10 protein-coding genes are annotated in these 13,058 nt (G+C 69.8%); 3 read left to right on the forward strand and 7 right to left on the reverse strand.

Translation table 11 applies throughout. From position 1 onward, the window contains the following. Window positions 1–87: 87 nt before the first annotated feature. Genes cobM through cbiD form a run of 4 tightly spaced genes read right to left on the reverse strand, consistent with a single transcriptional unit; the run spans window position 88 to window position 4,844 of the window. Complete coding sequence (gene cobM, locus K6142_RS11320) at window positions 88–1,005, reverse strand: precorrin-4 C(11)-methyltransferase (protein ID WP_190246012.1); 918 nt, start codon at window positions 1,003–1,005, stop codon at window positions 88–90. Next, window positions 986–1,924 carry a substrate-binding periplasmic protein gene (locus tag K6142_RS11325; RefSeq protein ID WP_190246013.1) on the reverse strand — a complete coding sequence of 313 codons (939 nt, stop codon included), beginning with the start codon at window positions 1,922–1,924 and terminating at the stop codon, window positions 986–988. The genes cobM and K6142_RS11325 overlap by 20 nt, the downstream gene beginning before the upstream one ends. After that, entirely contained in the window at window positions 1,921–3,366 is a 1,446-nt protein-coding gene (gene cbiE, locus K6142_RS11330; protein WP_223380851.1) for a precorrin-6y C5,15-methyltransferase (decarboxylating) subunit CbiE, read from the reverse strand. The genes K6142_RS11325 and cbiE overlap by 4 nt, the downstream gene beginning before the upstream one ends. After that, the gene (gene cbiD / locus K6142_RS11335) at window positions 3,363–4,844 is read right to left on the reverse strand and encodes a cobalt-precorrin-5B (C(1))-methyltransferase CbiD (RefSeq protein ID WP_223290496.1); all 1,482 of its coding nucleotides are present in this window, start codon (window positions 4,842–4,844) and stop codon (window positions 3,363–3,365) included. The genes cbiE and cbiD overlap by 4 nt, the downstream gene beginning before the upstream one ends. Window positions 4,845–5,034: 190 nt before the next feature. On the opposite strand from cbiD, the gene K6142_RS11340 reads away from it, so the two are divergent. The 3 genes from K6142_RS11340 (at window position 5,035) to K6142_RS11350 (ending at window position 7,130) form a co-directional block, all read left to right on the forward strand. Then, complete coding sequence (locus K6142_RS11340) at window positions 5,035–5,556, forward strand: MauE/DoxX family redox-associated membrane protein (RefSeq protein WP_223290495.1); 522 nt, start codon at window positions 5,035–5,037, stop codon at window positions 5,554–5,556. A 154-nt stretch (window positions 5,557–5,710) separates the two neighbouring features. Beyond that, entirely contained in the window at window positions 5,711–6,232 is a 522-nt protein-coding gene (locus K6142_RS11345) for a rhodanese-like domain-containing protein (protein WP_190246065.1), read from the forward strand. Between the two features lie 124 nt (window positions 6,233–6,356). Further along, complete coding sequence (locus K6142_RS11350; protein WP_223380852.1) at window positions 6,357–7,130, forward strand: C-GCAxxG-C-C family protein; 774 nt, start codon at window positions 6,357–6,359, stop codon at window positions 7,128–7,130. Window positions 7,131–7,160: 30 nt separating this feature from the next. On the opposite strand, the gene K6142_RS11355 is transcribed toward K6142_RS11350, so the two are convergent. The 3 genes from K6142_RS11355 to K6142_RS11365 all read right to left on the reverse strand — a co-directional run bounded on the left by K6142_RS11355 (window position 7,161) and on the right by K6142_RS11365 (window position 12,874). Beyond that, window positions 7,161–8,165, reverse strand: coding sequence for a quinone oxidoreductase family protein (locus K6142_RS11355; RefSeq protein ID WP_190245436.1), 1,005 nt, complete (start codon window positions 8,163–8,165; stop codon window positions 7,161–7,163). 415 nt (window positions 8,166–8,580) lie between these two features. Beyond that, the gene (locus K6142_RS11360) at window positions 8,581–11,652 is read right to left on the reverse strand and encodes a hypothetical protein (RefSeq protein WP_190245437.1); all 3,072 of its coding nucleotides are present in this window, start codon (window positions 11,650–11,652) and stop codon (window positions 8,581–8,583) included. A gap of 232 nt (window positions 11,653–11,884) precedes the next feature. Continuing rightward, complete coding sequence (locus tag K6142_RS11365) at window positions 11,885–12,874, reverse strand: diaminopimelate epimerase (RefSeq protein ID WP_223290409.1); 990 nt, start codon at window positions 12,872–12,874, stop codon at window positions 11,885–11,887. Window positions 12,875–13,058: the final 184 nt, after the last annotated feature.

Raw genomic sequence — 13,058 nt, forward strand, 5'->3', positions numbered from 1 at the left:
GGCGCGGGGGGGCGCATGGCGCAGGGGGGCGCGTGCCGCCGGGATGCACATGCCGCCGGGGCGGCGTGATCGGACGTGCCCGCCCGGTCAGTTTGCGTCGGCCTTGGGGGCCGTGCCCACTACCCCGGATGCGTCCGAAGGATCGGTCCCCCCGTGCGCGCCGATTTCGCGCCAGCCGTGGGCAAAGTCCGCCGCGTAGAGGCGCGATGCGGTATCGCCCGCCGCCTCGCCGGGCAGCACCAGAAACACCGTCTGGCGCGAAAATCCGCGGGCGCGCACGGTATCCGCCAGTGCCCCCGCCGTGGTCCAGGCCAGCGCCTCGTCGGGCCAGCCCACCCGGTGGGCCGCCAGCACCGGGGTGTGCGGGGCCACGCCCGCCGCCGCCAGTTCTTCTTGCAGCCGTTCAGGGGCGGCGGCGGAAAGGTACACGGCCATGGCGCTGCCATGGCGGGCCAGTTCGCGCAGCTGTTCCGCCTCTGGCACCGGGGTGCGCCCTTCCAGCCGGGTAATGACCAGCGACTGGGTGACCTCCGGCGCGGTGAACGACACCCCGGCGGCGGCAGCGGCGGCGAAGGCCGCCGTCACCCCCGGCACCACCGAGCAGGCGATGCCTTCGGCGTGCAGCAGGCGCATCTGCTCGCGCACGGTGCCGTACAGCGAAGGATCGCCGGTGTGCACCCGCGCGGCGGTGCCGCCCGCCAGGGCCGTTTCGCGTAGCAGGGCGTGGGTCTGTTCCAGCGTGAGCGGCGCGGAATCGATCACCCGTGCATCGGGCCTCGCGCAGGACACCACCTGGGGGGGCACCAGCGAGCCGGCGTAGAGCACCAGGTCTGCCTCTGCGATGATGCGCCGGGCCTTCAGGGTGAGCAGTTCCGGGTCGCCGGGGCCTGCCCCCACGAACCAGACATGCCCGCCACGGGAAGCGGGCGCGGAAGAATCGGCGCGGCAGGCGTTGGAAGGCGCGGCGGGTGCGCCGCCGGAACGGTCATTGTCCTTGATGGGCATGCAGGATCCTGTCGGCTTCGGCCAGAATGCGGGCGTATTCGCCGCTGGCGCGCATGCGCCCCAGCGTGGCGTCGAAATCCGCCGCCAGCAGGGCGTTCTCGTCGGTGGGGGCAAAGGCCATGTAGGCGGAAACATAGTCGTAGGGCGGGCGCAACAACACCGGTGTGCTGCCGGGGGCAATGCGGTGCAGCAGCGCGCGCAGGGTGGGTTCCGTGCCGGGCACGGCCGCCACCTCGTGGCGCAGCAGGGCCTGCACGCCTTCCTGCGCCGAATAGAAGGAACTGGTGCGGATCAGTCCCTTGCGGGCGAAGATGGCGTCCAGCGTGGGCCCGTAGCTGTACCCCAGGGCCACGGCCACGGGCTTGTCGCCGTACAGGATGGCATCGCGCGCGGTGCCGCTGGTGTCGTTGGCCAGAGCCCGGTCGTCCGGGTGCACCATGAGCAGGATGTCTTCGTCGTACAGGGGCACGGTGGTGTAGTGCAGGAACTGTTCGCGTTCGGGGGTGCGGTAGACCGCAAGGGCCGCGTCCAGCTTGCCCTGGCGGACCAGCGAAAGCCCGCGGTTGAAGGGCGTGACCACGAATTCCACGTTGCGCCCCAGACGGCGCAGCACGGCGCGGGCCACGTCCACGGCGGCGCCTTGCGGCTGGCCTTCGTGCAGGTAGCTCCACGGCGGCTGGTCCAGGATGAACACCCGCAGCGGCGCGTCGGTCCTGACGGGGCTGCTGCCCGTGGCGTTGGCGGCCAGAAGGATGGAGTCCGGGGCGGTTTCCGTGGCCGTGGCGGTGCGCGGCAGCAGCATGACCGCCAACAGGAACGGCAGGGCCAGCAGGAACGCCAGAAGCGGCAGGGAAGGCTGGGCGTGGGGCCGCGCCGCGTTGCCGCCGGAACGGACAGGGAGGAAGTGGCGCGGGATCATGCTGCGTTGCCTCCGGGCCGGGTGGCCGCCACGATGAAGACGGGGTTCAGGGCCGCAAGGCGCAGGTCGCCCAGCAGGGGCACCGCCTCGCTGGCCTGGATGCAGGCCACTTCGGCGGGCCAGCCGTGCCGGACCAGCGCGGCGCGCACCCGTTCCAGAGTGCCCAGCAGCACGCAATGCACCACCAGTCGTCCGCCGGGGGGCAGGCGGCGGCACACGGCATCCAGCAGCGGGTCCGCCTGCGGGGAATGGCTGTCGCCGCTCAGGCCTCCCCCCAGACCTCCCCCCATGAACACCCGGTCCGGGTCGGGCAGGTCGTCGAGACAGTCCGGCAGCGCGGCGTGGACCACGTGCAGGTTGGGAGCCCGGAAGCGGCGGCGGTTTTCCTCTATCAGGGCCACGCGGGCCGGGTCGCGCTCCACGGCCACCACCAGTCCGTCGCGGGCCAGCGCTGCGGCCTCCACGGCAACAGCGCCGCTGCCCGCGCCCAGGTCCCACACGGTATGGCCGGGGGCGATGCGCAGGGCGGCAAGCCCGGCGGCGCGCACCGGCCATTTGGTGATCAGCCGGGCCTGCACGGCAAAATCATGGTCGGGGATGCCCAGCACGGGCGGGGCTGAGCGATCGCTGGCGGCATGGCAGGACGGGGCGGGAGCGGCGCGGGGCACCAGCAGGACGGTGCAGTTGGCGCCGAGTTTGTCCAGCTTGTCCAGTCCGTCCAGTTCGTCCCGGTTGCCCGGTTCTCCCCGTTCCTGCACTCCGGCGGCATGGTTCTCCGTGCCGCGTTCGTCACGGGGCAGGGCGATGGTCACGTGGCGTTCGCCGGGGCTGCCCATGTCGGCGAAGGCATGCAGGCGCAGGCCGGTCACCCCGCGTTCGATCAGGAAGCGGGCGATGGCCCCCGGCGTGTTGTGGCCGTCGGTCAGCACGCAGACCGGATCGCCCTGATGCACGGCGCGGCGCAGGGCCGAGGCGAGGGGCCGGTAATCGTTGCGGCCATGCAGGGAAACGCAGCGCGCGTCCTGCCAGGGCAGGGCCAGTCGGGCGGCGGCCTGTTGCAGGCAGGAAGCGGCGGGCAGCACCCGCAGCGCGTCCGGACCGAAATGGCCCGCCAGCCGCGCGCCGATGCCGTAGAACAGCGGGTCGCCGTCGGCCAGCACCGCCACCCGCAGCCCGCGTGCCCGGCACGCGTCCATGGCGTGCAGGGCTGCATCCAGCGCGGCGCCGATGACGATGCGCTGGCCGGGATGTTCCGGGAAGGACTCCAGCAGGCGCGCCCCGCCCGCCAGCACTTGGGCCGCATCCAGCGCGGCGGCGTGGCCGGGCGGCAGGGGGGTGCCGCGCAACCCGCAGCCGATGACGGTGACGGGATGCCTCGCGGCGGGCGCGGCGTCGGCCTGCCCGGCATGGGAAATGGAGTGGGGGGGCGTCGCGTGGGTCATGCCGTCACCAGACATCTGCCGTCCATGTGGAAAAGATGCACCGTCACCGTGACGCTTTCCGCCCCGCCTGTCCAGCCATGGGCGGCATCGCGGGCCCGCCGGGCCACGGCGCGCAGCACGGCGGGGTGGGCCGGGTCGGTCAGCAGCAGTTCCAGGGCCTGCCCGGCGGTGTTGGCGGCGGCCACCGCCGCGCGGGTTTCCGTCCCCGCGCCCGCGTCCGCCGCCCACCGGGCCAGCAGGGGCAGGTCCAGTGGCGCGGTGTGGGCGTGGGTGTGCGGAAGCCCTTGCGCCAGTTTGACCAGCTTGCCGAAAAAGCACCCCCAGGCCACGCGGGCAAAGCCCCGCTGCGCGGCGGCTGCCAGCGAGAACGCCGCGAAGTCCGCCGCCTGCACGAAGGCCAGCGGCGGCAGGGCGGGGTAGGCGCGCATGAGCAGGGTTTCGCTGCGCCGTCCGGTGGACAGGCAGACCTCGGTCAGTCCGGCGGCGCGGGCCACGTCCAGCCCCTGGGCCACGGCGGCCTGCCACGCGTCATGGCTATAGGGGCGCACCGTGCCCCGCGTGCCCAGGATGGAAATGCCGCCCACGATGCCCAGGCGCGGGTTCAGGGTGTGCCGGGCCATGCGTTGGCCCTCTGGCACCCGCGCGGTGACGCGCACCGTGCCGCGCCAGCCCGCCGCGGCGCACTCGCGGTGCACGGCGAAGGCCAGCTGCCTGCGCGGTTCGGGATTGATGGCCGGTTCGCCCACGGCTACGGGCAGTCCGGGCAGGGTGACCCGGCCCACGCCCGTGCCGCCGCGCAGCAGCACGGTGACCCCGTCACGCGGGGGGCAAGGGCCGGATGAAGGGGGGGGCGAAGGGGCAACCTGCGGCGTGGAGATGGCCGGGGCGACGGGGAATGCCTCGCCGCCGGGAAAGGGCAGGAGCAGGTCGGGCATGCCGGGCGTAACTGGCGTATCGGGCAGATCGGGCAGATCGGGCAGTCCGAGGATATCGGGCGAGCCGTTTCCGGTCTCCGTCAGGCCATCCCCGATTTCCGGCAGGTCGTTTACGTCCTGCGGCAGGGGCATCCCTGCGGGGGCGCATTCCACCAGCGCCTCGATGCGCGCCCGGTGGGTGGCGTCCGGGTCGTCGCCGCCGTCCTTGATTACCACCCCAAGCGCCGCACGGGTGCCCGCGCGGGCCCCGTCAAGGCGTGCCACCGTCTCCACGGGCACGTCCAGCCAGCCTGCCGGGGCGGCATCACCCCCGTTGTCTCCATGGCTTCCGCTTACCCTGTCATCACGGTCGTCGGCGGTGAACGGCGGCAGTGGCACGGTCACGCTGTCCGGGGCCTCTCCGCGCAACAGCAGGCGCAGGGCGGCCATGGCGGCGGCTGTCAGGGCGGAACCCGTGGTGAAGCCTTCGCGCAGTCCAACGCCACGGGGCGGCGTTTCGCCTGGCGTTTCGGGTGGCGTATCGGCAGCGTGAATATTTTTCATATCAATGGATTGGAATAATCGATTTGACGCGGGGCCGCTGCTCTGTAAGCACCGGAACATGCTATCAGGAAATGCCTCGTCACGCAGCAGTGGGGAAGGCGGGTGCGCCGGGCCGGCAGCGGGCGGCGTTTCCGTCCCGTCCGCTGCCGCGGTCTTGTCCGACGTATCCGGCTCGCCGGACCTATCCGGCATGCCCGGCGGATTCGGCAGGCCCGGCAGACCTGGCTCGTCCAGGGTGTCTGGCGCCGGCGCCAGCCCCGTGCTGCGTTTGCTGGCCAACGTCTGGTGCCAGCGCGTGGTGCGCGTGGCCCTGGCGCTGGTCTTCGTGGCGGCGGGCGGGGCCAAGCTGGCCGACGTGCGCGGCTTTGCCGAAATCATCCACCATTACGGGATACTGCCCGTGTGGGCCGTGGGGCCGGTGGCGTTGCTGCTGCCCCTGGCAGAGGTGGTCGCGGGGGTGGGCCTGCTGTTCGCCGTGCGCGGCAGCCTGACGGCCATCGCCGCCATGTGCCTGCTGTTTCTCGGCGTGCTGGGATACGCGCTGGCGACGGGGCTGTCCATCGGCGATTGCGGCTGCTTTGCGCCCGGCGAACTGCCGGATGGCGTGGAAGACGGCTCGGCCCTGCGCGGCGCGCTTGCGCGTGACCTCGTGCTGCTGGCCGGGGCGGCCTATCTGTATGCCTGGCGTCGGTTGCGCCGTCGCATGGGCTGATGCCCCATGCCCGGAGATCTGCCGGGTAATGGCCGGGCCGGACCGTGGGGACACGGCAATTCGGGCACGCGTCACGAGCCGTGACCGCGCGGCGGCACGTCGCGAAGGCGGGCGGGTGAAATATTTCGTTCCATAAACTCTTGAGGAGGTTGCGATGTCCATGAAGAAGCTGGTTGCCCCGTTGGTGCTGCTTGCCGCGCTCGGCCTTGCCGGGTGCAACAATCCGTTTGCCGGGCCGTCCGAGGTGGACCTGGAGGCCAAGGCCGTGAAGCTGGCGCGCGACACCGCCAAGGGCGGCTACGAGCTGCTTACCGTGGCGGAACTGAAGAAGTGGCAGGACGATGGCAAGGACATGCTCATCGTGGACACCATGCCCTTCGAGGATTCGTACAAGAAGAACCACATTCCCAATGCGGTGCAGTTCCTGTTCCCCATCCCGGACATGCCGGAATGGAAGATGACCGAGACCGGCGACAAGAGCGAGCAGGACTTCGAAAAGCTGCTCGGCCCGGACAAGGACCGCCCGCTGGTGTTCTACTGCGGCTTCGTCAAGTGCACCCGTTCGCACAACGGCGCGGTGTGGGCCAAGAAGCTGGGCTACACCAAGGTGTACCGCCTGCCCGGCGGCATCGTGGCCTGGAAGGAAGCCCAGTACCCCGTGAAGACCGTCAACTAGGCGATTCCGGCGGGGCGGCGCACCATGCGGCGCCCCGCCTTTTTCTTTGCCGCGCGGGCACCCCGTTCGGCAGAGGCGGATTTTCCGCTTGTCCGCCTGCATGGCGCGGCATATCAGGACTGGCATGAAGACAGGCGTTCCCCCCCATGCCGACATGGATGGCGCATCCCGCGCCGGTTGTCCGGATGCGTGCGGCCTTGCCTGCGGCAACGCGGGCGAAGGCTGCGGAGGCGGTGCCGGGTGCGGGGACGGCGCTGTCGATGGCCGTGCCGAACCCGGCGCTGGAGCGTGCGGTGCCCCCCGGCCCCCGGTGGACGGCTGTTTACCGGCGCGGACTGGCCAGCGGGATGATGCCTTCGATCCCGTTGTCGAGGCCATCCGGTGCCGGGCCGAGAACCTGTTCGATACCCGCCAGCTGCTGTGCGCGGAGGCCGTGCTGCATGCCGTGGCCGAAACGCTGGGCGGGCCCCTTTCGCCGGACCAGGCTGCCGCGCTGGGCACGCCGTTCTGCCAGGGCATGGGCGGCGCGGGCTGCACTTGCGGCGCGTTGAGCGGCGCCGTGGCCGCCGTGGGGCTGTACCGTGGCCGTCCGGAGCGGGGCGCGGGCGGCGCGAAAGGGCGCGCCCTGGCCCGGCGGATGCACGACGCCTTTCGCGACGACTGCGGGGCCACCTGCTGCCGGGTGCTCATCCGCCACGTGCGGCATGACAAGACGGCCCACTTTGCCCAATGCCGCGCCCTGACCGGCAAGGGGGCCGTGCTGGCCGCCCGCGAACTGCTGGCCGAGGGGGTGCGCCCCCGCGACGGGGCACTGCCCCTTCCGTCGGACACCGGTCTGACCCTGTGGCGCAACCGCCTGCGGGCGCTGCTGCGCCTGCCCTTCCGCCGCCGGGGCTGACCCCGGCGGGCTTCCGTCTCCGCTTTCTTCCTACACCAGCAGCACCGTGGACCCGGTGGTCCGGCGCGATTCCAGCGCGCGGTGCGCGTCGGCGGCCTGCGCCAGCGGGAAGGTCTGGTTCACCTGCACCTGCACGATGCCCGCGCGCACCACGTCGAACAGGTCGCGGGCATGGGCCAGCAGGTCGTCCCGCTTTGCCGTGTAGTGCATCAGGCTGGGCCGGGTGAGGAACAGCGAGCCCTTGGCCGCCAGCAGGCCGGGGTTGAACGGCTCCACGCTGCCGGACGACTGCCCGAACGAAACCATGGTGCCCATGGGCCGCAGGCAGTCCAGCGAGGCCATGAACGTGGCCTGCCCCACCGAATCGTACACCACGTCCACGCCGCGCCCGTCGGTGAGTTCGCGCACCCTGGCCGCAACGTCCTCCTGCCGGTACAGGATGACGTGCTGGCAGCCGTTGGCCCGCGCGCGCTCGGCCTTGGCCTCGTCGCCCGCCGTGCCGATGACCATGGCCCCCAGATGCCGCGCCCACGGCACCACCAGCGACCCCACGCCCCCCGCCGCCGCATGCACCAGCATGGTGGTGCCCTCCGTCACCGGGTAGCAGCCGTACAGCAGGTAGCGCGCGGTCATGCCGCGCAGCATCATGCCCGCCGCCGTGACGAAGTCGATGTCGCCCGGCAGCGCCACCAGCCGGTGGGCGGGAATCAGGCGGCGTTCGGCATAGGCCCCCACCGGATTGCCCGCGTAGGCCACCCGGTCGCCGGGGCGCACCCCGGTCATCTCGGTCACGCCGTCGCCCACGGCCTCCACGGTGCCCGCGCCCTCCATGCCGGGGATGGCGGGCAGCGAGGGCAGCGGGTACAGCCCGGTGCGGTGGTACACGTCGATGAAGTTGAGCCCCACGGCACCATGGCGCACCAGGGCTTCGCCGGGGCCGGGCGTGCCGGGGTGGTGGTCTTCCCAGCGCAGCACCTCCGGCCCGCCGGTTTCATGAAAGAAGATGGCCTTGGATGTTCCGGACGATGCGGTCATGTGTGCCTCCCGCGTGGGGCAGAGGTGGATGTTTGCCTTGCATGGTAGGGCAGCTTGGGGGTTCGCACAAGAAGGTCCGGAAAAGTAACCGGGTTCCCTGGCGGGAACGGGGAGGCAGGTGGGCAGGCGGTAGGGGCCCAGCGGGAAGGCTGGCGCGGAGGGATGGCAAGCCGGGCGGATGCCGCTGGCCGTGGGCAACGGGCCGTGCAGGTGATGCCGGGGCTGCGAAATGACGGGCTGCGAAATGACGGGCGGGGGATGGCGGGGTGGAGGGGCACGCCAAAAGGAAAGCCCCGCCGAAGCGGGGCCAGTGGGGCGAGCAAAGGCGGGGTTACCGCGGCTCGCGCGGCCTGTATGGCACGAAAGCGCGGGCCGGGCAAGGGGTGCGGATTGACGTGCAGGCAAGACGCCCGTGCTAGACGGGCGAGGCTACCCGGTTGCCCACCGTGTCCACGCCGGTGAGCTGCGACATGGCCGTCAGGTATTCCACGTTGCGATCCAGATAGAAGGCCAGGGGCTTGGAGAAGTTCTTGCCCACGATGCCGTCCACGAACAGCTGGCTCACCTCGCGCTCGCGGGTCAGCACCATCTGCGAGCGGGCCAGGATGGCCATTTCCTCCGGCGACATTTCGCGCACCAGCAGTGAAAGCACGCTGCGCGCCCGTGGCTGGTACATCCAGAAGTACATCAGGTCCAGGGCGTTGATGATGATGGTGCGCTCCAGGTCTTCTGCCTCGGCCTCCACCGTGCGGATGAACTGCTTGGGCTGCGAGAGCATCTCCAGCACGTCTTCTTCGGGGAACCGCAGTTCCAGCCTGGAGAAGGCATCGAACAACTGGTACAGCTTGCTTTCGTAGTCCCAGCGGCGGATGCGCATGTTGTTGTTGCGGTCTGCGTAGCCTTCCACGGCACCGGCAATGGTGTCGGAAGCCATCTTGGAGATGACCGCCGCATAGGGCTGGATGAGTGCGGTGGGGTTGGGTACGTGCATCAGCACCAACAGTTCTACCACCATCTCGCTGTAGAGCAGTGAGGTGGGTATGGCCAGCACGCTGCGGAAGATGTTGCCGAGAACCGCCTCTTTGGGCAGGCCCCGGTAAATGTTGTGCGCGGCGATGTAGGCCCCGTTGGCAGCTGAAATGACGGCGTAGACCAGAGCGGGGTTGTTGCTCACCGTCAGTCCGAAGCCTTGTTCCAGCAATAGCACGCGGATGACGTTTTCCAGCAGTGGCACGGAAATGCCCGTGAACAGCAGCGAATCGCTTATCCTGCTCCAACTCACGTAGTCGTTCCAGCGCAACAGGGGAGAACGGCTTATGCCGCCGCCGCCCGTCACTGCCTGGATGACGTTGCGCACCCCGGTGATGCCGAACCATATGGTGGTCCACAACATGGCGGTGAGCAGGCTGTCCTGGGTCTGCATGAACGAGAGCACCGCGGGGATGAATCCGGCCAGCACCTTCAGCGCGTTGGATACACCGGTGTTCAGGTAGCGCATGCCCATCCAGCGCTTGCACACCGCCCCGCCGCGCTGGTGCAGCGAAAGGCCGTTGCCGCCGCTGCGCGCGAAGCCCCCCAGGGTGGCGATGTTGCCGCGCGGGGTCACGCGCGAGGTGTCGGTGCGCACCACCCATTCGCGCGACCGGCGAAAACCGAAGCGCGAACATCCCGGCAACCGCCGTATCAGGTTGACCAGCATGGAGCTGGGCAGCACGGGGGTGCGCCGCTCCAGCATGCTTTCGCGCAGGTACACCTCTGTGTGCACGGGGATGATCTGGCGCATGGTGTCGCGCGGGTCGTCGATCTGCTTCTGGGCGCGGGGCGGGAGCGTTTCGCGGAACACCAGCCCCATGCCGTGCACCCGGTGCGAGCGGCTGGTGGAGTCGCTGCCGATGCGCGACTTGAGCTGCACCGACTTGTAGAACGCTTGCAACCGGGGAATGTTGCGGAGGATGCGGCGGAATTTTTCGCAGCGTTCGGCGGCGTTTTCCGCGCCGGATTCCGCACCGGATTCCGCGTAGTCGCGGATCAGCGCGCGGATGAGCCGCTTCAGCCGTGGCGCGCTGCCGCTGTTGATGGCCAGTTGCAGTTCGTTGATGGCGCGGATGTTGGCCACGTGGGCCTCGTCGCCTTCCGCCCAGTCCTTGAGGTTGAACAGTTCGAGGTGGGTGATCAGCCCCTCGCAGTCCCACAGCAGCTCGAGCACGTCGGCCACGGTGAGTTCCGAGAGGTTCAGGGTGATGCGGTAGCCGCTGTGCAGGCTGGTCAGCCAGTCCAGCAGGGCGCGGGGGGGCGTGCGCAGGATGTCGGGCACGTCGGCCCCCTCGTGGGGCACGAAGGCAGAAGGGATGTCCGGGTTGCAGGACGGGGCCAGCCACAGGTCGTGCACGGTCTCGGCGTCCAGCGCGTCCAGTCGCTGCACCAGGGCCTCTATGGCCTCGCGATCGGGCTGGGTGGCGATGGCCCATTCGTCGCGCAGTTCCTCGACGCGCCCCTGCAGGGCGGGCACCAGCCGCTTGTGGATGAATTCCGCCAGGTGCAGCAGCGAGGGCTGCCCGGTGCCCACGAAGGCCAGGAACTCTTCGCGGTGCAGGGGTTCCAGGGTCAGGCCGAATTCGTCGTTGATGGTGCGGCGGTGGCGCTCGTTGTAGCGGCGCAGCACCTGCAAGACGTATTCCGCGAGATATTGCGAGGCCTTGCGGCCTTCCTGCATCAGATGCTGGGTGGGTGTTTCCTCCAGAAACGACAGAAACCCCTGCGAATCGGAAAAGCCGCGCGGCACCCAGATGAGTTCCGCGTACTTGTTGCGCGCCGGTACCCGGAATTCCACCCCGATGCGGACGGAAACCCCCATGATGTCGGCTGCCTGCATCAGCTCGCGTGCGGCCGAGGACTCCACGAAGTTGTAATAGATGACCGTAAGGTGCCGAATGCCCTTGATCCACGCATCCATGATGAGGTGCGTGGGATTCTTGCGGCCCTTGGTGTTGGCATCGTGCACGTGGTTGTCGAAGGCCAGCTGGTTCCATTCTTCCGGCATTTCCAGCAGGTGATACTGGGCCAGCAGGTCGCGCACGATGCGCGGCTTGCCCGATGCGGCGCGCCGGAAATCGTGCGCCAGCTTGAGCTGGCGGCAGGTGTCGCCGTGGGCACGCACAAGATCCTTCATGATCTGGATGAGCACGCGCGCCGTGTTGCGGCGCAGGCCGGTCTGCGCACTGTACAGCACCTCGTCGCGCAGGGTCTGGAGGGCCAGCAGGCGGTCTTCCGCCAGACCCGCTTCCAGCGAGTCCAGCAGGTTGATCACCGCGTAGGCCACGCGCAGTTCGCGCGAGACGGAAAGCTCCTTGATGCCGTGCGGATGCAGGCTGGCGTCGAACAGCTTGCGCACGAAGGGGCTGGGAGTGCGGGCCTTCTCCAGCACCTTGTTGACCATGAGCAACAGCTCGTGGTCCTGCTGATCGAAGAAAAGTGTGCGAAATGCCATGGATATGTCGCAGTGACGTCGTGCGTCCGTGAAGGTTGCGATGTTTTCGGCAGCCGAGGCCTGGCGATGACGGGAACGACGGGGCGAGCCTTCGTGATTTCGGGAGGTTCCCGTTCATGCATTGTTACGGAAAGGTTACGGCGCCGTCAATCGGGCACGCGACCGGCGCCAGGCAACGCACCGTCGATGCAGGGAAAGCCGTGCGCGCGGTGCGGGGTGAGGGATGCCGGGGCTAGGCGTGCTGGTCGCCGTACAGGTAGGCGGTGCCGCTGGCCACGTGGCGCACCGTGCCGCCTATCCATGCCTCTGGTGTCAGGCCGTCGCGGCGGCTGACCGAAACGCGAATGGTGGCGCCGCTGGGCTGGCGCACCGCCAGTGCCGTCTCGCCGCCGGTCGCGGCGGCCCGGTGCAGGCCGTAGGCCAGCGAGCCGGATCCGCAGGCGGATTCGAGAAGGATGCTGTCGGTGTCGCGCACCCGGACCACAGGGGTGATGGAGGGGGCCGCCAGGGGGCCGTGGTGCCAGATGCAACCGGCCGCGGGTTCGTCCTCCAGACCGTGGCGGGCAATGAGCACGCGGGCCTGGGCCTGCCAGTCGTCGGGGAAGGGGTGCACGGAGGCGTCCAGAAGCAGGTGGACGATGCCCGGCAAGCGCACCAGTTCCAGTCCTTCGGCCAGCGGCTGCACCAGTTGGAACGCCGCGCCGTCCTGATCCGCCCGTTTCGGAACCGTTACCGCCGCCTCCGCCGATCCTGCCAATGCATGGGGCTCCGCCCCCTCTGCCGACGCGGGGCGCGTGGCGGAGGCGAAGGCGAAGGCCGGCAGGGGCATGCGCACGGCGGCATCCGGGCCGTGCGGGGTCTGCACCACCCGTACCGGCAGGGTGCCGGATACGCCGGAACTGGCAATGGCCCCGGACATGAGCCCGCCGGGCCCGACATGCAGCACGCGCTTCAGCGCCAGCAGCGCGGCCAGCGAGCGACAGGCGTTGCCGCAGAATTCGCCGCCCATCATGTCGATACGCGGGTATGCGCCAGCCAGCGTGACAAAGCCCACCTGCTCGGCGTGCACGTGGTGCTCTCCCATCAGTTCCGCCGCCACGGCGGCGCGCAGGGGCGCGGGCACCGGATCGGTGACGAGAATGGTGGTGTTGCCGCCGGGGCTGAACTTGTGGAAGCGCAGGGCGCTCTGGTGGTGCATGGCGAGAATGGGTTGAATGAACAATCTTGTCGTGTCAAGTGGGCGCGACCACGTGGGGGCAGGCGGGGTGCCGGGCCGAAAATCCGGTCAAAGTTGCGGAACATGCCGGATTACCACGGCATACCGGCAAGTAGGGCGGCGCGGGGCCACGTGGCGTCCCCTGACGCACGGCATGTTGTGCATGATGCCTTATGGCCATCTAACTGTC

It is taken from the genome of Nitratidesulfovibrio sp. SRB-5 (genome assembly GCF_019931275.1).
In the GTDB taxonomy this organism is placed as follows: Bacteria; Desulfobacterota; Desulfovibrionia; order Desulfovibrionales; family Desulfovibrionaceae; genus Cupidesulfovibrio.

Excerpts from the sequence above, each read along its gene's own strand:
- cobM (WP_190246012.1), bottom strand. The coding sequence starts at position 1,005 with ATGCCCATCAAGGACAATGACCGTTCCGGCGGCGCACCCGCCGCGCCT.
- K6142_RS11325 (WP_190246013.1), bottom strand. The coding sequence starts at position 1,924 with ATGATCCCGCGCCACTTCCTCCCTGTCCGTTCCGGCGGCAACGCGGCG.
- cbiE (WP_223380851.1), bottom strand. The coding sequence starts at position 3,366 with ATGACCCACGCGACGCCCCCCCACTCCATTTCCCATGCCGGGCAGGCC.
- cbiD (WP_223290496.1), bottom strand. The coding sequence starts at position 4,844 with ATGAAAAATATTCACGCTGCCGATACGCCACCCGAAACGCCAGGCGAA.
- K6142_RS11340 (WP_223290495.1), top strand. The coding sequence starts at position 5,035 with ATGCCCGGCGGATTCGGCAGGCCCGGCAGACCTGGCTCGTCCAGGGTG.
- K6142_RS11345 (WP_190246065.1), top strand. The coding sequence starts at position 5,711 with ATGTCCATGAAGAAGCTGGTTGCCCCGTTGGTGCTGCTTGCCGCGCTC.
- K6142_RS11350 (WP_223380852.1), top strand. The coding sequence starts at position 6,357 with ATGAAGACAGGCGTTCCCCCCCATGCCGACATGGATGGCGCATCCCGC.
- K6142_RS11355 (WP_190245436.1), bottom strand. The coding sequence starts at position 8,165 with ATGACCGCATCGTCCGGAACATCCAAGGCCATCTTCTTTCATGAAACC.
- K6142_RS11360 (WP_190245437.1), bottom strand. The coding sequence starts at position 11,652 with ATGGCATTTCGCACACTTTTCTTCGATCAGCAGGACCACGAGCTGTTG.